The organism is Enterococcus ratti (assembly GCF_001886195.1).
Taxonomy (GTDB): Bacteria; Bacillota; Bacilli; order Lactobacillales; family Enterococcaceae; genus Enterococcus_B; species Enterococcus_B ratti.
Genome location: NZ_JXLB01000027.1, coordinates 1 through 24,997 on the forward strand (window position 1 = coordinate 1; position 24,997 = coordinate 24,997).

The window sequence follows — 24,997 nt, forward strand, 5'->3', positions numbered from 1 at the left end:
ACGTGGAGGATGTTGCGGATAAAGCGGGCGTTGATTCAGGCACGTCTTGGGCATAACAATGTAGTAACCAAATAAATTCTTTTTTTGTATCCGTTTACAAAAATATTATCTTATAAATAACAAATGGTGCATAGAGTATTTAAAAAAATAAATATAAGTGATTTGTTGGAGACTTGGAAGAGATTAAACAAAAGATTGATAGTTTTTAAATAAATAAAAAATAACGTAATTTTTTGTGAGGAAATTTTTGTTATGATTTCTTTTTTTCGTTTTTTATTGACCTTTTTCAAATGCTCAGCTTTTTGAGTTAAACTTGTCCTTTAGTTTTTAGATAAAAATGTTGAAGCGACTTTTTAGCTTACATTCGTTAAAAGACAGACCAACGACAATGATAAAATAAAAAAGCTAGTGAACGAAAGTAAGCACGGCTAGATTTTTATTTGTTATGTTCCTAATTAGAGCAAAAATGTGTGAGGCAAGGGAACTTTCCAACCCTTTTCTTTCCGCAAAAAAACAATTATAATGTAAGATGATGTTAAAAGAGAAGAGGAAATAACGTGCGGGTTTTATTTATTGGTGATGTTGTAGGGGCAATGGGAAGAGAAATGATTACTGAACACCTTCCCCGTCTAAAGAAGAAGTATCGTCCACAAGTGACGATTGTTAATGGTGAAAATGCAGCTTCTGGAAGAGGAATCACCGAAAAAATTTACAAGAAATTATTACAAGATGGGGTAGATGTTGTCACGATGGGCAATCATACTTGGGATAATCGAGACATCTTTAAATTTATTGAGCAAGCGAAAAAAATGGTTCGGCCAGCGAATTTTCCAGAAGGGACTCCTGGAAAAGGAATGGTATTTGTGAAAGTCAATCAAGTTGAACTTGCGGTAATTAATATGCAGGCACGTTCCTTTATGGTTGATTTAGATGATCCGTTTCGAAAGATGACTGAATTGATTGAAGAAGCTAGAAAGCGAACGCCTATTATTTTTATTGACTTTCACGGGGAAACAACGAGTGAAAAACAAGCAATGGGTTGGTTTCTAGATGGTAAAGTTTCAGCTGTGATAGGCACGCATACGCATGTCCAAACGAATGATGCTAGAATTTTGCCTCAAGGAACGGCCTATTTAACTGATGTTGGAATGACAGGACCTTATGACGGTATTTTAGGAATGCGCCGGGAACCAATCATTGAAAAATTTTTAACGGCTTTACCAAAACGATTTGAAGTAATCGAAAAAGGACGAGGAATAATGAGCGGCTGTTTACTAGAATTTGACGATGAAACCGGCAAAGCAAAAGAAATTCAATTAATCCAAATCAGTGAAGACCATCCATTTTTAGAATAGAAAGTGAGTTACGCTGTGCAAAAAGAGCCCAATATCCAAAAAGAAGTAGAGAAATTGGCACAACTTTTAAGTGAACATGAAACAATTGTTCGTTATAAAGAGCTAGAACAAAAAGTACAAAATAACCGCTATTTAGAACAATTAATGGAAACAATTAAGACGGCGCAAAAGGAAGCGGCAAATTTTTCATATTATGGAAAATTTGCCGCAGAAAAAGAAACAGTTCGGCGTATTGAACAATTGACTAAAACGTTTGATCGGCATCCCATCGTTGCAGCTTATCGAAAACAATTGATTGAAGCAAACGAGCTTTTGCATCATTTAACGAATATGTTGCAAGATGAAATTAATGAATGGATAGAGGAGGAAGGCAATGCCTCAAAAAACTAAAAACACTCCTATGATGGAACAATATCTAAGCATCAAGGCTCAATACCAAGATGCTTTTTTGTTCTATCGCTTGGGTGACTTTTATGAATTATTTTACGAAGATGCCATTAATGCATCTCAGATTTTAGAATTGACCTTAACTAGCAGGAATCGAAATGCAGAAGAACCAATCCCAATGTGTGGTGTTCCTCATCATGCTGCTCAAGGATATATTGATATTTTAATTGAAAAAGGCTATAAAGTAGCGATTTGTGAACAAATAGAAGACCCGAAAATAACCAAAGGAATGGTTAAACGAGAAGTCACACAATTAGTGACTCCCGGAACAGTCATGGACAGTAAAGGGCTTTCTGCAAAAGACAATAATTTTTTGACGGCGATTGTCAGTCAAGGAAGTGAATTTGGTTTTGCTTATGTAGATTTGACTACAGGGGAGTTAAAAACCACTCGTTTGTTTGATGAAGAAGCAGTATTGAATGAGGCTTCCGCTTTACAAACAAAGGAGATTGTTTTAGGAAATGAAATTAGTGAACATCTTTTTGAACAGTTGCGCACGCGCTTAGGACTGGTTTTTTCAACGCAAGAAGCAAGAGAAGAAAATGCAGAATTTAGTTTTTTAACGAGTGAATTATCCGATGAACTCGAAAAAGAAGTGACGGGGAAATTGCTTACCTATTTAGCGATTACTCAAAAAAGAAGTTTAGCCCATATTCAAAAAGCGATTGAGTATCAACCGGATCATTATTTGAAAATGGATTACTACTCAAAATTTAACTTAGAGTTAAGCCAATCAATTCGTACGGGAAAAAAACACGGTACCCTTCTATGGTTGTTGGACGAAACTAAAACAGCTATGGGTGGTCGCTTGTTAAAGCAATGGCTTGATCGACCATTAATTCAATTCAAACAAATCAAGGCACGACAAGAAATGGTTGCTTCTCTTTTAACGAGCTATTTTGAAAGGCTTGATCTACAAAGTGCTTTGACGAAAGTCTATGATTTAGAGCGTTTAGCCGGAAGAGTCGCTTTTGGCAGTGTCAATGGCCGCGATTTGATTCAATTAAAAACTTCTTTGGAACAAGTGCCAATAATCCGTCAATTAATCCAAGGAATTGATCAAGGACAGTGGGGAGAGCTGTTGAAAGAGATGCAACCGATGGATCAGCTCGTCCATTTAATTGATCAAGCGATTCAAGAAGAACCGCCATTACAAATTACTGAAGGAAATATCATTAAAGATGGCTTTAATGAACAATTGGATATGTATCGTTCTGCCATGAAAAACGCAAAGCAATGGCTAGCAGAGCTGGAGGCACGTGAGCGTCAAAAAACAGGAATCAAAAATTTAAAAATTGGATTTAACCGTGTTTTTGGCTATTATATTGAGATTACTAAAGCAAATCTTGCCAATATAAAGTTACAAAAGTACGAACGCAAACAGACTTTGGCAAATGCAGAGCGTTTCATCACGCCTGAATTAAAAGAGTTGGAAACACAGATTTTAGAAGCAGAAGAAAAATCAGTTGAATTAGAATACCAATTATTCTTGGCTGTACGAGAAGACGTTAAAAAAGCAATCCAACCATTGCAACGACTAGCCAAGTCGATTAGTACCACTGATGTTCTTCAAAGTTTTGCTACGATTAGTGAGCGGTATCAATATGTCTGTCCTGAGATAGTCGCCGATAAACACCAACTATTAATTCAAGAAGGTCGCCATCCCGTGGTCGAAAAAGTGTTGGGGCCTCAAGAGTATATTCCTAATAGTGTGGCAATGTTAGAAGATGAAATGATATTATTAATTACTGGACCAAACATGTCTGGTAAAAGTACGTATATGCGTCAGTTAGCATTAATTGTTTTGATGACGCAAATAGGTTGTTTTGTTCCTGCCCAAAAAGCAGTCTTACCTATTTTTGATCGTATTTTTACTCGAATTGGTGCAAGTGATGATTTGATTGCCGGACAAAGTACTTTTATGGTAGAAATGATGGAAGCCAACCAAGCTTTGCGTCATGCAACACCCAACAGTTTAATCTTATTTGATGAATTAGGTCGAGGAACAGCGACTTATGATGGCATGGCACTCGCACAAGCTATTATTGAATATATTCATCAGCACGTGCAAGCAAAAACGTTGTTTTCGACTCATTATCATGAGCTAACGGTGCTTGAGCAAGAGTTGCCACAATTAAAGAACGTTCATGTTGGAGCGGTAGAAAAAGACGGCGAAGTAGTCTTTTTGCATAAAATGATGGATGGACCCGCGGATAAAAGTTATGGGATTCATGTCGCTAAAATAGCTGGCTTACCTTCAAAACTTTTGGAAAGAGCTTCAAAGATTTTGCAAACATTAGAATCTGATGAAACGAGACACCATCTAGCAGCAGTTGAAACAAAACAAATAGAAGTAAAAACAACAGTTGACCAAACACCATCTAACGAACAAGAACGAACACAGCAACTCTCTTTGTTTAGTGAACTAAGTGAAGCAGAAATAACTGTAATCACAACATTGAAGCAAATGAACTTACTAGAGATGACGCCAATGGATGCATTAAATCAATTATATGAATTGAAAAAACAATTATAAAATAGTGGAGGAAGAAGGCGTTAAAACGATGGCAAAAATCCAAGAATTATCTGAACGTTTAGCCAATCAAATTGCAGCTGGTGAAGTTGTTGAACGTCCCGCTTCAGTGGTTAAAGAGCTTGTAGAAAATGCCATTGATGCAGGCAGCAGTCAAATTGATATTTTAGTGGAAGAAGCAGGATTAAAGACGATACAGGTCATTGATAACGGCGAAGGAATCTTGACGGAAGATGTTAAGAACGCCTTTAAACGTCATGCCACAAGTAAGATTCATCATCGTGACGACCTTTTTCGCATTCGTACACTTGGGTTTCGCGGCGAGGCTTTGCCTAGCATTGCCTCCGTTTCTGAAATGACGGTTGAAACAGCTAATCAAGAAGAAACTCAAGGAACCTATTGCGTACTTAGAGGCGGTGAAGTCGTTGAACATCGCCCAGCTCCCTTGCGTCAGGGCACGAAAATTACGGTCAACAATCTTTTTTTTAATACACCTGCCCGTTTAAAATATATTAAAACGTTGCATACCGAACTAGCAAACATCGGAGATATCATGAATCGTTTAGCACTGAGTCATCCTAATATTGCTTTTCGCTTAACTCACGATGGAAATAAAATGTTGGTTACTTCAGGAAATGGTGAGTTGAAACAAATGATTGCTGGCATTTACGGATTAAATACGGCGAAGAAAATGTTAAAGATTGAAGCAAAAGACTTAGATTTTGAATTATTTGGTTATATTTCTTTGCCAGAAGTGACTCGTGCCAGTCGGAATTATTTATCGACAATTATAAATGGACGTTTTATCAAAAATTTTTCACTAAATAAAGCAATTACAGCCGGCTATGGTTCTAAATTAATGGTGGGACGTTTTCCAATCGCTGTTTTAGAAATTAAAATGGACCCGCTTTTAGTAGATGTGAACGTTCATCCAACGAAACAAGAAGTGCGTCTATCTAAAGAAAAAGAGTTAACAGAACTCATCGTGCAAGCCATTCAAACGGCACTTATGCAGGAAAACTTGATTCCCAATGCAGCAGACAATTTGAGATTTAAGAAGAAAATCTCGAATCAACCAAAAACAGAACAAATAGAAATTGATTTATCTTATGCGTTTGCCGAAGATAAATTAAAACAACCTCAAAGTTTAAGTTTTGACAAAAAAACTGGGACATTCTATGTTGAAGAAGAAAAAGACCAAGTTGTGAATGAAACTGTTGATAAGTTTGTGGAAACTGTTGAAAAAGTTCCTAGTTTTTCTGAAGAAATACTGACTTATCCAGAAAATAAACAAAAAACAGTGGATAACCTTGGTGATACTGTGGATAAATATGTAGAAAAACAAGTGGATAAAGAAGAAAGTGAGTTATCCACTGTTGATAATTTTTCTAAAGAAGGAGCCGCGCTTTCTGAAGTAGAGCAACTAACAGAAAAAGGCTCTGAAGAAGTCTTCCACCCACAATTCAATTTGTCACAAAGCAGTCGTGCATTAGATCAAGCCATTCAAAAGTTAAGTTCAGAAAAAGTTACTCAACGTTTTCCGCAATTGGAATATTTTGGTCAAATGCATGGCACTTATTTGTTTGCGCAAAGTAATGACGGTTTATATATTATTGATCAACATGCAGCACAAGAACGAATTAAATATGAATATTTTCGTGAAAAGATTGGAGAAGTTTCCAACGACCTTCAAGAACTGCTTGTTCCTTTTGTATTAGACTATCCCAACAACGACGCCTTAAAATTAAAAGAACAAAAACAATTACTTGAAGAGGTTGGCATTTATTTAGAAGAATTTGGTCAAAACAGTTTTATTGTAAGAGCACACCCTACTTGGTACCCAAATGGTGAGGAAGAAGCGATGATTCGAGGAATGATTGACATGCTATTGGCAACTGGTCATGTCAATGTAAAAAAATTCCGAGAAGCGACGGCTATTATGATGAGTTGCAAACGTTCTATTAAAGCTAATCATTATTTAAATGAAACACAGGCGAGAGTCTTGTTGAAAGATTTAGCACAGTGTGAAAACCCGTTCAATTGTCCACATGGAAGACCTGTATTGATTCATTTTACCAATTCGGATATGGAGAGAATGTTCAAGCGAATCCAAGATCCACATTAATGTTTATAGAATTAGTAGACAGATGAGGAGTAAACATCAATGAAAGTTATTTTAGCTTCACAATCCCCACGCAGAAAAGAATTATTAGGCTGGTTAATTCCAGAATTTGAGATTCAACCAGCAACTATTGATGAAACTCCCTTTGAAGGGGAAAAGCCAAAACAATACGTTCAACGTATGGCAGTTGAAAAAGCAGCAATTGTTAAGCAAAAGTCCGCAGTAGATACGTTAATTATTGCCAGTGATACGATCGTAACAATTGGAAATGAAATTATGGGAAAACCTACCGATCAAAAAGCGGCAAAAGCGATGCTAAAAAAGCTAAGTGGAATAACACATGATGTCTATACTGCTGTTGTTCTAGTAAAAAATCAACAAGAAGAAAAACTACTTGCTCATGCGGCAGTTACTTTTTATGATTTAACAGATGAAGAGATTGAAACTTACTTAACGACCAGCAATTATACAGATAAAGCAGGTGCTTATGGCATTCAAAGCTTCGCAGGAGCATTTGTTAAAGAAATCAATGGCGATTATTATAGTATTGTTGGATTTCCTGTAGGAGCAGTGAAACAGGCATTAAAAAAATTTATGTAAAAGTGGATGGTTTGAAATCAACATTTTTCAAGAAAAATGAACGATTGGTTTTGTGGGGATAAAAATAGGATCATCCTATAAAAAAGTTAAAAAACATTCATGACAGCTATCGCTCCCATGAATGTTTTTTACGTGCTTCCTATTTTAAATGGTTATTACTTAATTTTTACTTCACCGACTTGTTCACTTGGATGTACAGAACCAGTTTTGCTAAGTGTTAATCCAGCGACTTTATCACTATTTGTTAAAACAATAAGAATGTCTGTTTTTTTGCCAGCTTGTTCGATCGCTACAATGTTCATTTCGGCTAGCAGTGTCTTTTCTGTTACTTGATCGCCTTCTTTTACATGAATCGTAAAAGGTACTCCTTTTAGTTCTACGGTGTCCAGTCCCATGTGAACAAGAACTTCTAAGCCGTCCTTACTTAAAAGTCCAATTACATGCTGTGTTTCATAAATATTTATTACTTTTCCACTAACTGGTGCATAAACTTTTTGATTTGTAGGTTCAATTGCATAGCCTTCCCCCATTATTTTTTGAGAAAAGACTGGATCATCTACTTTAATTATTTCTTTCAGTTGTCCTTTTGCTACGGCAAATAATTTTTCAGTTGTAGTACAACCGACAGCTGAAGAAACTGTTTCAAATTTTTGAGAAGAGATGCTATTACCGTTTGGGGTTTGTAATTGCCATTCAGTAGTTTCTTTGATGGAGATAACCGGATCAATTTTATTTAAAATTCCTTGTTTCCTGAAGACGATAGTTAAGCCAAATGGTACAATGACAGCGATAATCATCGCAATCGTAAAAGGCACCCAAGTTGCAGCTTGGATAGCTAAGATACCCGGAAGACCGCCGACACCGATAGCATTGGCACGAACGTCCATTAAGTTCGCAAACATGCCGGCTAAGCCAGAGCCAACCATTGCGGCAACAAATGGATAGACATACTTTAGATTGATTCCAAACATGGCAGGTTCAGTTACACCTAGATAACAAGAAATCATTGCTGGAATTGAAATTTGTTCTTCTTTTTTATTGCCTTTATGTAAGAAGATAATGGCAAGAACGGCTGAGCCTTGGGCGATATTTGATAAAGCAATCATTGGCCAAAGATTTGTTGAGCCAAAATCTGCAATCAACTGCATATCAATGGCATTGGTCATGTGATGTAAACCAGTAATCACTAACGGAGCATATAAGAAGCCAAATACTGCACTAAATAACCAACTAATTGAAGAAGTCAACCCAGTGTTAACGATATTGGAAATCCAACTACCGATTGTCCAGCCGATAGGTCCTAAAATGACATGAGCAGCTAAAACCGTAGGCAAAAGAGAAAATAGCGGAACAAAGATCATTGAAATGGATTGAGGAATATATTTTCGGAAAAAAATCTCAAGGTAAGCTAGCATAAATCCAGCAAGCATAGCAGGAATAACTTGCGCTTGATAACCGATCATATTTACTTGAGCAAAACCAAAATCCCAAAATGGAATATCAGAAGCAGCAGTGGATGCCACACTATAAGCATTTAATAATTGCGGTGAAACTAAGGTAATTCCTAAAACAATTCCTAAAATCTGTGTGGTGCCCATTTTTTTAGCAATGCTCCAAGTAATTCCTACCGGTAGAAAATGGAAAATGGCTTCTCCGGGCAACCATAAGAAGGCGTTTACACCATTCCAAAACTGAGAATGTTCAACGATTGTTCCACCAAGGCTCTCAAATTGAATTCCTTCTAAGACATTGCGAAAACCTAAAATCAGTCCACCAACAATAATTGCTGGAATCAGTGGTGTAAAAATTTCAGCTAACACTGCAACCGCCCGTTGTACAGGATGCATATTTTGTTTTGCTGCAGCTTTGCTTTGTTCTTTGGATACGCTTTCAACACCGGATACAGTTACAAAATCATTGTAAAAAGTAGCGACATCGTTTCCAATGATGACTTGAAATTGTCCAGCATTTGTAAACATTCCTTTAACACTAGGAATATCTTCAATGGCTTTTTCATTGGCTTTTTGCGGATTGTTAAGGACAAAGCGCATGCGCGTGGAACAATGACTGACTGCTGCAATATTTTCCTTTCCCCCAATTTCCTCTAACAGTTTTTTTGCATCTATTTGATACTTTGCCATAGGAATAACCCCTTTCTTTCAAAACTTGTATAAACAAGTTGCTTCTTATTCCTACTATACTGGTTTCCCAAGCCTATTGCAAGCGTTTTATTATAAAAAGTAAAAAATATCTAAGTTGTAATGGGAACAATGTGAAGAAAAAGAGGAAGATTGCAAACATAAAAAAGCTGTAGTATAGTTTATAAACAAGATAGAAGCGTTTAAGTGTTCCGTGAAGGAGAAAAGAATGAATAAATTTAATGAAATCTTTTTGGATTTAGAAAAAAAAATTTTGGACAAACAATACCCTCCTCACACACTACTTCCCAGTGAAAATCAATTAATTCAAATCTATGGTGTTTCACGAGAAACAATTAGAAAAGCACTGAATCTTTTAACAACAGAGGGGTATATCCAAAAAAAACAAGGAAAGGGCTCGATTGTTTTAGAAAGAAATCGTTTTGATTTTCCTATTTCAGGGTTAACAAGTTACAAGGAGTTGCAAGACACACAACATATTCCTAGTGAAACAATTGTTCATACACTAAAACAGACAGAAGTGAACCAGTCGTTAAGTGAAATAACTGGTTGGAAGAAAGGGTCTTCTATTTGGTATTTGGTTCGTCAAAGAAAAATTGATAATGAAGTGGTTATTTTAGATCGAGATTATTTACTACAAAAAGTGATTCCTTCTTTAACAAAAGAACAAGCAGCTGGTTCCATCTATGAATATTTTGAAAATGAATTAGGCTTAACGATTGCCTATGCGCAAAAAGAAATAACAGTCGAAGAAGCCACTCCTGAAATAGAAGAAGCGATGGATTTACATGGAGATCGGTACGTGGTTATTGTAAGAGGACTGGTTCATTTAGAAGATACGAAATGCTTTGAGTATACAGAATCCATTCATCGTTTAGATAAATTTCGTTTCGTAGAATTTGCCAGACGTCGTAAGATATGAGCTGTTACAGTTAGAAGCAAATCAGTTGCTTCTTTTTATTGTATCATTATGATGTAAAAAAGGGGGGCTTTTTGTGAGTAAATTTGTAAGAAACGATCGTGAATTAAAAGAGAAACTGTCACCGATTTCTTATGCTGTCACTCAGGAAAATGCGACAGAACGTCCATTTAGTGGCGCATACGATAACTTTTATGAAAAAGGCATTTATGTGGATATCGTAAGTGGTGAGCCGTTGTTTAGTTCTACTGAAAAATATGATGCAGGATGTGGCTGGCCAGCTTTTAGCAAACCAATTTCCAGAAAAGGTATTAAAGAACAAGCTGATTTTTCTCATGGAATGCATCGTGTAGAAGTTCGCAGTCATCAAGCGGATTCTCATTTAGGACATGTCTTCAATGATGGACTTGTTGAAAAAGGTGGTCTTCGTTATTGTATCAATTCGGCCGCATTAAAATTTATTCCTTATGAAGAAATGAAACAGCAAGGGTATGGCGAATATTTGTCATTGGTGGAATGAACTTATGAAAAAAGCAGTTGATGAAGATATACTTTTAAACAAGCGGAGTATTAGCGCCACGTATTCAAGTGAAAAGTAAAAATAAAAAGGAGAGCGGATTCTGAACGGTTCCTCAAAAGTTAAATTCTAATTTTGAGGATGTGGCAATCTCCTCCTTTTTACTTTGTCAGTTACTTTTAGAGAAGAAGTAAACTTTCTTACTAAGACAGTAGGGAAAAAATAGTCATAATAAGATTGCAAGAATTAAAATCAATTACTTGTTTGTCTCTTTTTAATAAACAAATCGTCCATATAAAAAGGAGCCTGCAAATAAATGAATAGCTCAAAGGTGGATATTCATTTTTAATGTATTTCGGCAGAAGTTACCTAGCTTCTATAGTAAAGTAAGTAAAGTATTTAAGATAAAAAGCTACGTAACTATTAGTAATGTATCTGCTTAGCCACTCCTCTTTCTACTTTAACTTCTTAGAGAATGCAAATACCTACGAATCCTCTAGGAAAAATACTATGTATAGGAAGTTCTTTCATCATTGCTTGTCTATTATCAAGGCTCCTTGTGTTTTTTTCTTGGCTGCATTGTCTATCGTTGACGTAGAAGCTTACTTTGTAAAGATACATAAACAAAAACCAGTAGTACTGCTGAAATTTGAAACTGAATAAAAAGTATTTTCTACATAGTACATGAGCATTCCTTCCATTACTTTTAGAACAAATAAGCTTTAACATGTAATTATTTTCTATAAAACTGTTTGTATTATAATTTGTTATTTTAATTTAGCTATTGACTTCATATGTTCAGTTACTTCTTAAACTAGAGACTTTTTATTTTCTATTCATATAGTTTTATTCAAGAGATTTCCATGTTTTTTATTAAAAAAGGAGATAGACTCATTTCTGACAAAAAAGGACGATAAATGAAGTAGGAGACAGGCTTCTCTTTTTTCGTAAGAAAAAGTATGTTACAATAGAAAAAAATATGGGAACGTATGTGTGTAAAAGAAAGAGGCCAAGAAGATGTATGAATATCTGGTAGGTGTACTCACCTTTATCAATCCTTATTATTTAGTGGTTGAAACTAATGGAATTGGCTATCAAATCGCTTTAGGTAATCCTTATCGCTATAGTTGTCAATTGAACAAAAAAATTAAGCTCTATATTCATCAAGTGATACGAGAAGATGCCCATCTTCTTTATGGATTTGATTCATTAGAAGAAAAGCAATTATTTTTGAGATTAGTCAGTGTTTCAGGAATTGGACCAAAAAGCGCCTTAGCAATTATGGCAAGTGAAGATCATTCTGGTTTGATTCAAGCAATAGAATTAGGTGATGTTACTTATTTAACTAAGTTTCCCGGTGTAGGAAAGAAAACTGCACAACAAATGATTTTAGATTTGAAAGGAAAACTTGGTGAATTAAGTAGCGAAGCGCCATTTGATTTATTTAAAGAAACTTCTTTACAAGATGCTACCGCTTTATCAGAAGCAATGGAAGCTTTATCTGCATTGGGCTACAGTGACAAAGAAATTAAACGTGTGGAAAAACAGCTTAACGAAGTAGAAAATCAGACAACGGATGAATACCTACGGCAAGCATTAAAACTAATGATGAAAAAATAAGGAGGGTATTTTATGACAGACGAACAATTGTTGTCACCTGAAACGGATGAAAAGGAATACAGTTTGGAAAAGACCCTCCGTCCGCAGCTGCTGTCGCAGTATATTGGGCAAAAGAAGGTAAAGCAAGAATTAAAAATATATATTGAAGCTGCACGTAAACGAGAAGAACCGTTGGATCATGTCTTGCTGTACGGACCACCAGGCTTAGGAAAAACAACGTTGGCTATGGTGATTTCCAATGAAATGTCAGTAAATATTCGAACAACCAGTGGTCCAGCAATTGAAAGACCGGGAGATCTAGTTGCTATTTTAAATGAACTAGAGGCTGGAGATGTGTTATTTATTGATGAAATCCACCGATTACCACGAGTTGCAGAAGAATTGCTGTACTCTGCTATGGAAGATTTTTACGTTGATATCATGGTCGGTCAAGGACCTAGTGCTCATCCCGTACATTTTCCTTTGCCGCCGTTTACGTTAATTGGAGCAACAACTAGGGCGGGGATGCTTTCGGCTCCGCTTCGTGATCGTTTTGGCATCATTTCTCATATGGAATATTATGAAGAAGTAGATTTAAAAGAAATTGTGGTTCGCTCTTCTGATATTTTTCAAACAGAAATTATAGAAGAAGGTGCGTTAGAGATTGCTAGACGCTCAAGAGGGACACCAAGAATTGCCAATCGTTTGTTAAAACGAGTGCGTGATTTTGCGCAAGTACAAGGAAATGGTCGAATCAATCAGAAAATTGCTGATCAAGCATTGACCTTATTGCAAGTAGACCGCGCAGGGTTAGATTATGTTGATCAAAAACTCTTACGTACAATGATCGAATTGTATGGCGGAGGACCAGTAGGATTAAGTACATTATCTGTAAATATTGGTGAAGAAAGAGAAACAGTCGAAGATATGTACGAGCCTTTTTTGATTCAAAAAGGTTTTTTAAAACGAACGCCACGCGGCAGAATTGCTACTGCCTATGCGTATGAACATTTTGGTTATTCTTACCAAGGATAATAGATTGTAACAATCATTCTTTGTCGTAAAAAGTAGTGAAAAAAATCTAGAGTGAAGTTTGGAGGAGAAAAAATGGGCGATGCCTCACGTACGAAACAGTTAATAAAAAGCGCTTTGATCGGTTTGTGTCAAACACACACTTTCAAGAAGATTAGTGTGCAAACAATTGCTCGCGCAGCAGGAATTAATCGCCAAACTTTTTACTATCACTTTGCAGATAAATATGATTTGCTGCAATGGATCTATTATGAAGATTGTTTACATTATTTAGCACCAAACGATCTTTCTCTAAAAAACTGGGAAGAGCAAGCATTAAAAATGTTAAAAGCTATCGCGAATCAAAAAGAATTTTATACAAGTACTGTTCTTTCAGACCAAGAAATTTTGCAAACAGAGTTTATTACAATAATTCAGCAATCATTTATTGAAATTTTTGATCAAATGGACGAAGAAAAGCAGCTATCGGAAAAAGACAAATTATTTTATGCACGTTTTTTTTCTTATGGATGCAGCGGCGTTTTGCTTAATTGGATTACTCACCACTATACGGAAACACCGATGGAAATCGCCATGCAATTATTCCGTTTAGCAAAAGATACTGAATTGTATTCTTATCGATTGTATGCAAAAGAAGAATGGGAACAAGAATAAAGTAAAAGGAGACAAAACATGACGAGAGTTTTATTTGTGTGTCTAGGAAATATCTGTCGATCACCGATGGCTGAAGGACTGTTAAAAAAAAGAGTGGCCGAAGAAGGGATGTCTGATCAATTCTTGATTGACTCCGCTGCTACTAGCACCTATGAAATCGGACACCCGCCTCACATGGGAACAAAAACTATTTTAGCAAAAGAATCAATTGATGCGAGTCAAATGGTTGCTCGTCAGATCACTGCAGAAGATTTTCAAACATTTGATTGGATCATTGGAATGGATCAATCAAATGTGGAGGACTTAAGGAAGAAAGCACCAGTTGCTGCACAATCTAAGATTCATTTATTTTTAAGTTGTGTATCTGGAAAAGAAACACAAAATGTTCCTGATCCTTACTATACCAATAACTTTGAGGAAACGTACCGATTGTTGTGTGAAGGTATTGAGTATTGGATGAAAATATGGAAAAATGATAAATAAAATAACTAAAAATGAAGAAATTAATGTTTATTTACACTTGTCTAAAATAGTTAATTTCTTGTGATTTAACGAAAGGTTAGGTAGAATATATTTAACAAAGTAACACTTTCTTAGCTAAAGGAGGAGTACATTCAATGGAGGAAAAGACAGTATCACCAATAAAGAAATTGACTAAGTTAGTCACGCATACGTCGTATCAGCTTTTTGATTCTTTTGTAAATGACACTGAAAAGATAGCAGAGAATGTACGTTTGCAAAGAAAGTTTATTTTAGAGCTTCAAAAAGCAGCAACTCAACACAGTTTAGTAATTTTGCAAGTCAGAGCCAATCACAAAAGTAATAAATATGAAACACTTTCAGGCTGGGTAGCAACCAAAACGATTGAAAAAGAAGTAGTGATGATTCGTTTACGAAACCAAGGACAGCAATTACGAATGATCCCAATTGAACAAATTGAAAGAATCACTAGTCTTTCTCCAGCAGGAACTCAAGAGCGATTATCCAAATAGAAAAGCTATGATGCTGCGATAGAAATGTCCAGTTTCATAGCTTTTTAATCAGTAAAATAGATTTAACATGTAGAAAAATTGCTCTTTCAACAAAACCAATTCAAACAAGAAAAAATGCATTATTTATATGACATAGATTTGTTTTTATGTTCAATAAGGCTCATTTCTATTATATTGAAATATTTTTTCCTAAAAAAATTACCAACTTTCAAAAACTTTCGTCACAAAAAATTCACAACTCCTCAGTAATATATAAGCATACCAACAAACAACCCTAACAACACTTTTTCATTTTTAACTCCTTATCCTGCTAGCTCCCCAGCTAGCAGGCCTTTTTTTGTGAATCAGGATAGACGAGCAATCCAATCATCTAGGATAAACCACAAATAAAAAAGTCATTTACTCAGGCAGCTATTGTCTGAAGTTCAATAGTTGAATTTTTTCAATCTTAAACAAATTCGTTATACAAGAAATAACATCTAACTCTTTATCAATACACACAAGGTATTGAATAATAAAGTTAGAAATAAATAGAGATGAAGATCATTTATTCAGTAATAAAGTGAAGAGTTTAAGCTAAAAAATAAACTTTCTCCTAAAAGCTATTTTCATGTACAGTTTTTGGGAGAAAGTTTAATACATAAAATAAAAGAGCCTGTTCATTCGAGTAAAATGTGTGTTTTCCTGCTTTAAGCGGAGTAGTTTAGTCAGTAATTGATGATTCTTTTTTTAACCAGCTCCAAATAAAACCAATCAAAAAACCAGATAAAGCGGGAATAATCCACCCCATGCCTAATTTAAAAAAAGGAAGATAGCTGTTTGCAAAATGCAAAAGCTGATTGACAATATCGGTTTGCTTAATAAAATTAGGACAAGCATTTAGACCGTCTAAAATAGAAGCAAATAGCGTAAAATAAGTAGTCAGACGATAAACGGTAGGACGTTGCTTAAATAAAGGTCCCGTCAGAACGAGTAAAATCAGAGTCATGGCTAATGGATAAATAAACATCAATACAGGCAAGGAAACTTGAATAATTGTTGTTAGTCCCACTGTAGCGACTAAACAAGCAATTATACTAGCAAGTGTCACAAAGAAAAGATAATTTCTTTTTGGAAAGAGGCCTGTAAAAGTCTCTGCAAAGGCTGTAATTAATCCAATTCCAGTTTTTAAACAGGCAAGGATGACAATAAGAGCAAGTAAAATACTGCCAAATGTTCCCAAATAATGATCGGCAATTTGTGCTAAGGCGATACCGCCGTTTGGACTTAAGGCAAATCCGCCAAGACTCATTGTTCCTACACAAGCAAGCAAAGTATAAATGATGCCCATCAAGACGATGCTGATTGCGCCCGACTTAATGGTATCTTTTGCAATTTCAGAAGGTTTTGTAATGCCCATATTACGTATGGTAGTAACGATAATAATTCCGAAAGCTAAAGCAGCAAGGGCGTCTAATGTATTATAACCTTGAGTGAAACCAGTGAAAAATGCCTGATCTTGGTAATTAGCTTGAATAGGTTGATTCATGCTTCCTAATGGATGAATAAAGGCAAGTAGTAATAATATACCTAATAAAATCAAGAAGACAGGATTAAGAAATTTTCCTACATAATCTAGAATCTTTGTCGGACGTCTTGAGAGCCACCAAGTGGTAAAAAAGAATAAAAGACTAAAAATAATTAAGAATAACGATTGTTCTTTTTCTTGTATAAAAGGTGCTAAACCAATTTCAAAAGATGTAGTAGCTAATCTAGGCAAAGCAAAAAAAGGACCGATCACGAGATACAGTAAAACTGTGAAAATAAAAGCATATTTTTGGTTAATTCGCTTTGCCAATTCATAAACACCAGCTGTTTTTGAAACACCGATTGCGATGACGCCTAAAAAAGGAAGCCCAATTCCAGTAACTAGAAAACCTAGGTTAGCCCAAAAGATAGCAGAACCAGCTTCTTGCCCCATGTGCACGGGAAAGATCAAATTACCAGCGCCAAAAAATAAGCCGAATAACATTGAACCAATAAATATATTTTCTTTAAGTGTTAACCTTTTTGTCATAAACTTCTCCTTTACTTTTTTATATTTTTTTTAAAGTAACAAAAATAACATAAATTATCAATGCTTTTGAACATCAATCATTTATACTTCAGCTGCATTATAAACGTCATACAGACAGTAAAAATGGGACATTAAATTTGGTGAAAAAGCGTAGAAAATCAAGAGATGGAAGAAACAAAATTTATGTTGCACTAGGAAAAGCTAGTTATCAACTCTACGTTAAATAATTATTCGATTATCAAAATATTTTTTAGCATTTAACCTAACAAAATATGCGAATAAGTTAATTAGGACTATATTAATAGAATTTTCAAAAAATTGCAACTTGATTCAGAAAACATTCAAAAAATATTTTTTATAAAAAAGTTCTTCGATAACTAAGCATTGATAAAAACTTTGAGGAGGAAAAAGAACAAGCCTCTACCCAAAACGTCTGTTTCATTTGGGTAAAGGCTTGTTGTTATTTTTTTAAAATTCGAGATAAAAATACTTTGGTACGCTCCTCTTTTGGATGAACAAATATATCTTCAGAAGTTCCTTCTTCGGCAATTACTCCTTTATCCATAAAGATTACGCGATCAGAAACTTCCTTTGCAAATTCCATTTCATGAGTCACAATGATCATTGTTAACCCAGTGTGTGCTAAGTCTTTGATAGTATTTAACACTTCACCGACCATTTCTGGATCAAGGGCTGAAGTTGGTTCATCAAAAAGCATCACATCGGGATTCATTGATAAAGCGCGAGCAATAGCGACACGTTGCTTTTGTCCGCCGGATAATTGGGAAGGCTTAGCTTCAATGTAGCGCTCCATCCCTACTTTTTCTAGATTTTCCAGTGCTACTCGACGCGCTTCTTCTTTACTTCTTTTTAAGACCGTCACTTGTCCAGATAAACAATTTTCTAAAACATTCATGTTGTTGAAAAGATTAAATGACTGAAAAACCATGCCGACGTTGCTACGATATTTCGGCAAATTGTATTTTGGGGCGAGGACATTTTCGCCATTATACCGGATTTCTCCGCCAGTCGGTTTCTCTAAAAGGTTTATGCAGCGTAAGAACGTTGACTTACCGGACCCAGAAGAACCGATGATCGTCACCACTTCACCTTTATGAATCGTCATGCTGATGTCTTTTAAAACTTCATTTTTTCCAAAGTTTTTTTGTAAATGGTTGATTGCAATAATTTTTTCACTCATGATTCTTCCTCCTTATTTTTGCAAGTTTGCATTGTCAATCTCTTCAATTTTCGTATAAGCGGAAGGACCATCGATTTTTTTCTCTACAATGCGTAAGATTCTTGTGATTGTAAAAGTCATGATCAAATAGATGATCCCTACAATCGTAAAGGTTTGGAAGAATTGGAAATTTGCGCCTGAAGCAGAGTTTCCTTGGAAGAATAGATCGGCTACACCGATAACACTTAAAACAGCCGTATCTTTGATATTAATAACAAATTCATTTCCTGTAGCAGGTAAAATATTACGTAAGACTTGTGGAATCACCACTTTTCTCATTGTTTGTCCGTGTGTCATTCCAATCGCTTGCGCTGCTTCAAATTGTCCTTGGTCGACTGCGAAAATACCGCCGCGTACAATTTCAGTCATGTAAGCACCTGTATTAATCGAAACAATGAACAGCGCAGCGACTGTACGATCCAAAGAGATACCAAAAGCTAAGGCTAGACCATAGAAAACGACCATTGCTTGAACCATCATTGGCGTGCCACGGAAGATTTCAATATAAATAGACAATAATAGATTTACCAGTTTTTGAAAAAAGCGAGTAATAGCGTGGTCAGATTCGGGAATGGAGCGGAAAACACCGATCAATAAACCTAACGTGGTTCCTACAACTGTACCGATTAAAGCAATAAACAGTGTAAGTCCAGCTCCGCGTAAAAACATATTACCATACTGAGACCAAATGGTTTTGAAATCTTGGAACAAACCAGTTTTTTCTTCATCTGTATTTGTTGAAGCGGGTTGATCTTTAATTGCTTGATCCATGATTTCTGTTCGCTGCTTCTTGGAAATACCACTGAGAATTTGATTCACTTTTTGGATATCGGGATCCCCTTTTCGCATTCCTACAGCGATCTGTACGTCTTCAGGATTGGTTTGAAAACCATCCTCTCCTTCTAATTCCAGCATTTTTAATTTTTTGTTAACACTTGTAGCTGTTACCCCTTCAGGGCGCTCACTGACATAGCCGTCAATCATACCGGAAGAAAGGGCGGTACGCATGGCAGAAAAATTGTCCATGGCTTGTTGTTTTTTCACACTTGGAATTTGATCGATTACATTGTAATGAAAGGTATTTAATTGGGCAGTGATTTTCGCATTTGAAAGATCAGCTAAACGGGTTGCTTGAGCATACTTGCCATCTTGTTGGACCACTACAACAAGTTGAGATTCATAGTAAGGATCAGTAAAGTCAATTTCTTTTTTACGCTCTGCCGTAGGACTCATTCCTGCGATGATCGCATCAATTTTTCCAGATTGAAGAGCTGGTGCGAGACCATCCCATTTTGTTTGGACAATGACCAATTTTTTTCCTAAGCCATCTGCTATTTTTTTGGCAATTTGAACATCGTATCCACCAGCATAACTTTTTTGTCCTTGGATAGGTACAGCGTTGTTAACATCCGTTTGTTGAGACCAATTAAAGGGAGCGTACCCTGCTTCCATACCAACCCGAAATTCATCATCGGGTGTTTTTTCATTAGCATTTACTACATGCCCGATACTAAAAAAAGAACAAATAAATGCGATAAATAGGGTAAGTGTAACTAAATTTTTTTTCATATATTTTCTCCTTTTCTTTTCACATCTGCGAATAGTTTATCTCACATTCAAATGAGAGGAACTCAGATTCGCTTGCACTCATTTTTTAAATGAGCTGTTTACGCATAATTTTTGCACGAGCGGTCGAACAAATGCGTTGCAGCAGCTTATCAGGAGAAATAAAATAACGGTCTTTTTAAAAATATAAAAGGACCGCTAACATTTCACAAAAGTGATAAACCTCTCACAAAACATAGCGCAACTTAGCATCACTGCTAAGACAGTCCACAAGCTCTTAACTTATGTCCCAACGTAAACTTTAAGCAAAAAAGAGTACATTTCGGCGATCCTCCCTAGGCCTGCTTCCACGTGTTTGCTTCACTCCACAGGGTTAATGATTCTCGCGACCTCTACCTCATTGATTGAGGCATCTCATATTCAGTTATTTATACAAAAAATAGTTTACGATAGATAAAAGGCTTTGTCAAATTATAACGAATATTTTTTATTTAACTACTGTTAAATATAGAAAAAATTTATTATTATTTTATATTAAAATTACATTTTGTAAAAATAATTAAGAATATTAAAAGAATAAATATTCACAAATAAAAAAGATTCAGGACATAAGTGAGCGAAAATGTCCTAAATCTAGTGCAAACATATAGAAAAAATTTATTTTTTACGGTTCGTTTTCTAGATTATAAAAATATGACAAACGATTGTTGCAGCGGTTTGTTTAAGCTCAAGCGGCTTGATGAACGGCTTTTTTTTCACGCCCTAAAATTGCTTGAAGAATAACTGTAACACCGTAAATACCTAATATTAAGTAAATCAAACTTGAGTATTGTGTGATGCCCCAGCCCCAAGTTCGGTAAATAACTAAGGTGATGGCTAAAACAACAGCCGCAAGTACATTGAAAAATGCAAATGCCCAAAGATTTCCATTTTCCCTACGTGCAAGGTAAAAAACTGAGAAGTAAATACTTAAAACTAGCCATGCAATACACGCTAAGATAATACTCCAGTAAATAATGAATGGTACCATATCATTTCACCTCGCTTTGCTTGGTATGTGTGGTTTATCTTTTTTAGCATTAAAAAATAAGATTACGCCAATTGTTACAGAAACATTGTACCATATTTTTATCATTTTGTCAGTCAAGATTGTGATAAATTTCTCAAAAATATTGTTATTTTACTAAAAATTGTTTTATTTAATACATAGGAAAAATGTACGAGTGGCATTATTGCGATCTATAGATCTATAATAGAAGCGAGGTGACAAAAAAATGAAAAAGCTAACTGTAGCAGAAGCAGTAAAAAACATCATTGAAAGTCCACGTATTACTTTTTTAACTGGTGCGGGTATATCCACGCCTTCTGATATTCCAGACTATCGTTCCTTAAAAGGCATCTATCAAGGAATTGAGCGCCCTGAATATCTGCTAAGTGATGAAGCCATGATTCAAGAACCAAAAAAATTTTATTCGTTTGTTAAGAAACTCTACCATCCCGACGCAAAACCTAATATTATTCATTTAGAAATGGCAAAATTGGAAACACAAAAAAAGGTGTGGATTATTTCACAAAACATTGATGGGCTTCATGAGAAAGCGGGAAGTCAGAAACTTGTTAATTTTCATGGGAATCTTTATCATTGTTATTGCAGAAAATGTGGCAAAACAGTTTCATGGAAGACGTATTTACAAACAGATCGGCATGAAACATGTGATGGACAGCTTCGACCAAATATTGTGTTGTATGGTGAAGAATTTACGAATAAGACAATGGAACAATCTGTTTTAGCAGTGAGCCAAGCGACGCTAGTTGTGATTATTGGAACTAGTTTTCAAGTCCATCCGTTTTGTGATCTTATTCAATTTCGATCTCCTTCTTCTAGAATTTTAGTGATTAATCAAGAATCCATCGAGTTAGCACAAGAATATGACTTTCTTCAAACAAATGGAACAATTGTATTTGAAGAATTAGCAAAAAGGAGTAATTTATGACAATTAAAACAGAAAAAGAAAAAATGATTGCTGGTGAATTATATTTTGCTAATGATCCGGAATTAGTGGCAGACCGTCAACTGGCAAGAAGGCAAAGCAAAGAGATCAACCAAGCAGAAAAGGCAGAAATTCGTTCGCAATTACTAAAAGAAGCATTTGGTCAAACGGGCGAAAAAATCTATATGGAACCAACAATAAATTTTGATTACGGCTATAATATTTTTGTAGGAGAAAATTTTTATGCAAACTTTAATTGTACGTTTTTAGATGTAAGTACGATAGAAATAGGAGATAATTGTCTGTTTGCTCCTAATGTGCAGCTTTATACAGCTACTCATCCTTTGCATCCTGTAAAAAGAAATAGCGGTTTAGAATATGCAAAACCAATTAAAATTGGGAACAATGTTTGGTTGGGCGGTGGGGTAATTGTTACACCAGGCGTAACTTTAGGAGACAATGTTGTAGTCGGTGCTGGCTCTGTTGTGACAACGTCGTTTCCTAAGAATGTAGTTATTGCTGGAAATCCTGCACGTATCATCAAACGGATAGATGAAAAGCTAGAACGAGAAACACTTGAAAAGTTAAGACAAACAATTGATCATATTGATGAGCAAATGGTACAGTTGTTAGAGAAAAGGATGGATGCAGTTGCGAAAATCGGGCAAGTAAAAAAAGCAACTAAAAAAGCCATCTATGATAAAAAGCGAGAACAACAAGTATTAGACAAAGTAACAAGTTATTTAGAAAACGCGGAATATAATGAAACGATCAGAGCGACGTATATGGATATAATGAAACATTCTCGCTGCTACCAAAGCAAACAAAAGGAGGAACAAGACAATGATTGATGGCGAAACACGACGAAAAGAAATTCTTCATACTTTGGCTAATGAAGAAAAGCCAGTGAGTGCCAGCAAATTTGCCACACGATTTCATGTAAGCCGCCAAATTATTGTAGGAGATGTCGCACTTCTTAGAGCTTCAGGAGCAGCAATCGTTGCCACAGCAAGAGGATATGTACTAGAAACAAATGAGACACAAACAGGCTTAATTAGTAAAATAGCGGTGCAACATCGAAAAGAAAAAACAGAAGAAGAATTACGTCTAATCATCGAAAATGGTGGAGAAGTCTTAGATGTGATCGTGGAACATCCATTATACGGTGAGTTAACAGGCATGCTACACATTAAAAATGAACAGGATATTCACTCGTTTATTAAACGTTATAAAAAAAGCAATGCCTCTTTATTATCTGAATTAACCGACGGGATTCATCTGCATACAATCCGCTACTCATCCCCAATTGCGTTAAAGAAAATTAAAGAAGCATTATTAGCAGCAAATATTCTTTATAAAGGTTAGGGATGAATTTTGTCTTATTTCCGAAGAATTTGCTTCTGTTCTTGCCGTTTATCTGTGTTTAGAACGTGAGGTAAAAGTATTCTTAACTTTTGACTCACGCTCATTCTTTATTTTTTTTGAAAAAAGAGGTGAGCTTAATGAATTGATTTTGGATAAAATAGAGTAAACGTAGTTATTTGTTTATTAGCTATCTTATTTAAAGGCTTAATTCAGGAAATGAGGAGGCTGCTTATAACCAAAAAGAATGATCAAGTGATAAAAGAGATAGATGAATTTGAACGAAGAATTGATATGTTGGCGCTAATGTTAACTTTAAAGCGTGGCAATGAAAAAAGAAAATATCTTACATTCATTAAAACGAGCGCTAGATTTCTGTAGTTGTTAGAACAAAGACACCCTTTAATTATATTTAGATAAGTTAATGACAGATGAACCAACAAATTTTATGATTTTTCCTTGTGCTTTTCTTGTTGAATTTAGCAAATCGGACTTTGAAAATTCAATTGCACACATGATCGGATTAATTGTTTATAAAAAGAACAATAATTTTGTCGTTATGAAAGTGGATAAATAAGAAATGTTTGATGGTAATCAATTGCCATATTTGGAATTTTCTAAAGAAAACATTGAAGATTTAAGACAATTACTTTTTTCTCAATTATGCGATTTGAAGAGCGGGACCTATGTATAAAGAAGAATATTTAATATTAAAAAAGTTTGTCCAACTTGCAAAAAATGATGGATTCATTCCGATTTCAATAGAGATGGAAAGACAAAAAACAGGTAATTTTTCTGTGAGTGAGTTAGAAGCTTCCTTAAAAATAGCTTTGTTTAATTCTTGTAAAGACAAATAAAAGTATCAAATAAATAAAGTAAAAACTTGCCCACAAAATCATAGTTGAAAAGCCTATACCCCTTTGATGTTGTAGGCTTTTTCTTTTGTTCTTTACTTTAGAAGTATTAGGTTTTGTTTTATCATCAGTATTGTACAAAAAATAAGCAATATGGAGGCTTACTAATAGGATAAATGCAGAAAATGAGGTTCAATATGAAGATCTAAAGTAGTATTAAACAATTAATTTTTAGACAAACCGAAAGTGATCAATTTAATTTCATATACAGAAGTGGATATGGGTTACCTTGTTCATCGCAATTTGTTCTTTTATATATTTCAAACCCCATATATTCGTAAAAACCCTTAGCAAGAGGATTTTGTTCGTTAACCGCTAAGTCGTTAACTGAATACTTTTCTATGCCGTATTTAAGCAATTCTTTTCCGTATCCTTTTCCTCTTTCCTCATTGGAAATGAATAGCATTTCTAAATGCTGTTTTACAATTCCCATAAATCCCACAGGAATTTTATTTTCGCTTTCTATAATAATTAAATGAGGTATCTCTTTTAATGCTTGTGGTACGTATTTCTTAATATTTTCTACTTCGTTTTTTGATAGAAAAATGTGCGTTGCTTGTACAGAACTTTCCCATATTAACAATAACTGTTCTATCAATAACTCTGTTCGTTTTTTTACTTCTATAATTTCCATCTATTTAATCTCCTAGTCACTAATTTACAATATGATATGCTCTAGTCTAAAGTATATCATAAACTCATTTAAAAGAGCTTTATTCCTAAAATATTATTTAATCAAGGCTGAAAAAATTAAAACTTGCACCCATAAATCTTTAAAGAGATTGTAGGTTTGTTTTTTTGTATGCTAATTTTTAGTATCCTTTCGTTTTTCATTTTATCATTAGTATGTACCAGCAAATGAAATATAGAGAGTTTTTTACAAATGCCAAATTCTGAGAAATAAGAAAAAACTTCACAAAAATTTGAAAAATAATTTTT

General features: G+C 35.0%; 22 protein-coding genes and 1 riboswitch. Of the genes, 16 read left to right on the plus strand and 6 right to left on the minus strand.

The features are described 5' to 3' along the window. The first annotated feature begins 557 nt into the window (after positions 1-557). Genes RV14_RS10365 through RV14_RS10385 form a run of 5 tightly spaced genes read left to right on the plus strand, consistent with a single transcriptional unit; the run spans position 558 to position 7,057 of the window. Positions 558-1,355: a TIGR00282 family metallophosphoesterase gene (locus tag RV14_RS10365; protein WP_071856186.1), complete on the plus strand. Its 798-nt coding sequence runs from the start codon at positions 558-560 to the stop codon at positions 1,353-1,355. A 15-nt stretch (positions 1,356-1,370) separates the two neighbouring features. Beyond that, positions 1,371-1,745, plus strand: coding sequence for a YlbF family regulator (locus RV14_RS10370; RefSeq protein ID WP_071856187.1), 375 nt, complete (start codon positions 1,371-1,373; stop codon positions 1,743-1,745). Next, on the plus strand, positions 1,729-4,338 hold the full coding sequence (gene mutS, locus RV14_RS10375; RefSeq protein WP_071856188.1) for a DNA mismatch repair protein MutS: 2,610 nt from the start codon (positions 1,729-1,731) through the stop codon (positions 4,336-4,338). Before RV14_RS10370 ends, mutS begins: the two co-directional genes overlap by 17 nt. A gap of 28 nt (positions 4,339-4,366) precedes the next feature. After that, a complete protein-coding gene (gene mutL / locus RV14_RS10380; protein WP_071856189.1) occupies positions 4,367-6,460 on the plus strand; it encodes a DNA mismatch repair endonuclease MutL in 2,094 nt (697 codons plus the stop codon). Between the two features lie 39 nt (positions 6,461-6,499). Next, a complete protein-coding gene (locus RV14_RS10385) occupies positions 6,500-7,057 on the plus strand; it encodes a Maf family protein (RefSeq protein WP_071856190.1) in 558 nt (185 codons plus the stop codon). 155 nt (positions 7,058-7,212) lie between these two features. Here RV14_RS10385 and treP read toward each other — a convergent pair whose 3' ends face one another. After that, the gene (gene treP / locus RV14_RS10390) at positions 7,213-9,198 is read right to left on the minus strand and encodes a PTS system trehalose-specific EIIBC component (RefSeq protein WP_071856191.1); all 1,986 of its coding nucleotides are present in this window, start codon (positions 9,196-9,198) and stop codon (positions 7,213-7,215) included. Between the two features lie 226 nt (positions 9,199-9,424). Between treP and treR the strand changes: the two genes are divergently transcribed. From treR to RV14_RS10425, 7 genes are all read left to right on the plus strand, one after another. After that, a complete protein-coding gene (treR, locus tag RV14_RS10395; RefSeq protein WP_071856192.1) occupies positions 9,425-10,138 on the plus strand; it encodes a trehalose operon repressor in 714 nt (237 codons plus the stop codon). 73 nt (positions 10,139-10,211) lie between these two features. Then, positions 10,212-10,655 carry a peptide-methionine (R)-S-oxide reductase MsrB gene (msrB, locus tag RV14_RS10400; protein WP_071856193.1) on the plus strand — a complete coding sequence of 148 codons (444 nt, stop codon included), beginning with the start codon at positions 10,212-10,214 and terminating at the stop codon, positions 10,653-10,655. Positions 10,656-11,669: 1,014 nt separating this feature from the next. Beyond that, entirely contained in the window at positions 11,670-12,272 is a 603-nt protein-coding gene (ruvA, locus tag RV14_RS10405; RefSeq protein ID WP_071856194.1) for a Holliday junction branch migration protein RuvA, read from the plus strand. A 12-nt stretch (positions 12,273-12,284) separates the two neighbouring features. Further along, positions 12,285-13,286, plus strand: a complete 1,002-nt coding sequence (gene ruvB / locus RV14_RS10410; RefSeq protein WP_071856195.1) for a Holliday junction branch migration DNA helicase RuvB — start codon at positions 12,285-12,287, stop codon at positions 13,284-13,286. Positions 13,287-13,358: 72 nt separating this feature from the next. Continuing rightward, entirely contained in the window at positions 13,359-13,937 is a 579-nt protein-coding gene (locus RV14_RS10415) for a TetR/AcrR family transcriptional regulator (RefSeq protein ID WP_071856196.1), read from the plus strand. 18 nt (positions 13,938-13,955) lie between these two features. Then, positions 13,956-14,420, plus strand: a complete 465-nt coding sequence (locus RV14_RS10420; RefSeq protein WP_071856197.1) for a low molecular weight protein-tyrosine-phosphatase — start codon at positions 13,956-13,958, stop codon at positions 14,418-14,420. A 134-nt stretch (positions 14,421-14,554) separates the two neighbouring features. After that, positions 14,555-14,929, plus strand: coding sequence for a hypothetical protein (locus RV14_RS10425; RefSeq protein WP_071856198.1), 375 nt, complete (start codon positions 14,555-14,557; stop codon positions 14,927-14,929). A gap of 703 nt (positions 14,930-15,632) precedes the next feature. Here the strand turns inward: RV14_RS10425 and brnQ are convergent. The 4 genes from brnQ to RV14_RS10445 form a co-directional block, all read right to left on the minus strand. Continuing rightward, positions 15,633-16,985, minus strand: coding sequence for a branched-chain amino acid transport system II carrier protein (gene brnQ / locus RV14_RS10430; protein ID WP_071856199.1), 1,353 nt, complete (start codon positions 16,983-16,985; stop codon positions 15,633-15,635). A 460-nt stretch (positions 16,986-17,445) separates the two neighbouring features. Continuing rightward, positions 17,446-18,186, minus strand: a complete 741-nt coding sequence (locus tag RV14_RS10435) for an amino acid ABC transporter ATP-binding protein (RefSeq protein WP_071856200.1) — start codon at positions 18,184-18,186, stop codon at positions 17,446-17,448. A 12-nt stretch (positions 18,187-18,198) separates the two neighbouring features. Next, the gene (locus RV14_RS10440) at positions 18,199-19,794 is read right to left on the minus strand and encodes an ABC transporter permease subunit (RefSeq protein WP_071856201.1); all 1,596 of its coding nucleotides are present in this window, start codon (positions 19,792-19,794) and stop codon (positions 18,199-18,201) included. 225 nt (positions 19,795-20,019) lie between these two features. Further along, positions 20,020-20,194: riboswitch (Lysine riboswitch) on the minus strand. Positions 20,195-20,518: 324 nt separating this feature from the next. Further along, positions 20,519-20,821, minus strand: coding sequence for a hypothetical protein (locus RV14_RS10445; RefSeq protein ID WP_071856202.1), 303 nt, complete (start codon positions 20,819-20,821; stop codon positions 20,519-20,521). Between the two features lie 244 nt (positions 20,822-21,065). Between RV14_RS10445 and RV14_RS10450 the strand changes: the two genes are divergently transcribed. The 4 genes from RV14_RS10450 (at position 21,066) to RV14_RS12295 (ending at position 24,001) form a co-directional block, all read left to right on the plus strand. Beyond that, complete coding sequence (locus tag RV14_RS10450) at positions 21,066-21,785, plus strand: NAD-dependent protein deacylase (protein ID WP_071856203.1); 720 nt, start codon at positions 21,066-21,068, stop codon at positions 21,783-21,785. Next, positions 21,782-22,633: a chorismate mutase gene (locus RV14_RS10455; RefSeq protein ID WP_071856204.1), complete on the plus strand. Its 852-nt coding sequence runs from the start codon at positions 21,782-21,784 to the stop codon at positions 22,631-22,633. Before RV14_RS10450 ends, RV14_RS10455 begins: the two co-directional genes overlap by 4 nt. After that, positions 22,626-23,147 (plus strand): transcription repressor NadR, encoded by a 522-nt coding sequence (locus RV14_RS10460; RefSeq protein WP_071856205.1) that lies wholly within the window; start codon positions 22,626-22,628, stop codon positions 23,145-23,147. The genes RV14_RS10455 and RV14_RS10460 overlap by 8 nt, the downstream gene beginning before the upstream one ends. A gap of 683 nt (positions 23,148-23,830) precedes the next feature. Beyond that, positions 23,831-24,001, plus strand: a complete 171-nt coding sequence (locus tag RV14_RS12295; protein ID WP_167359857.1) for a hypothetical protein — start codon at positions 23,831-23,833, stop codon at positions 23,999-24,001. Positions 24,002-24,248: 247 nt separating this feature from the next. Here RV14_RS12295 and RV14_RS10465 read toward each other — a convergent pair whose 3' ends face one another. After that, positions 24,249-24,692, minus strand: coding sequence for a GNAT family N-acetyltransferase (locus RV14_RS10465; RefSeq protein WP_071856206.1), 444 nt, complete (start codon positions 24,690-24,692; stop codon positions 24,249-24,251). Positions 24,693-24,997 lie beyond the last annotated feature (305 nt).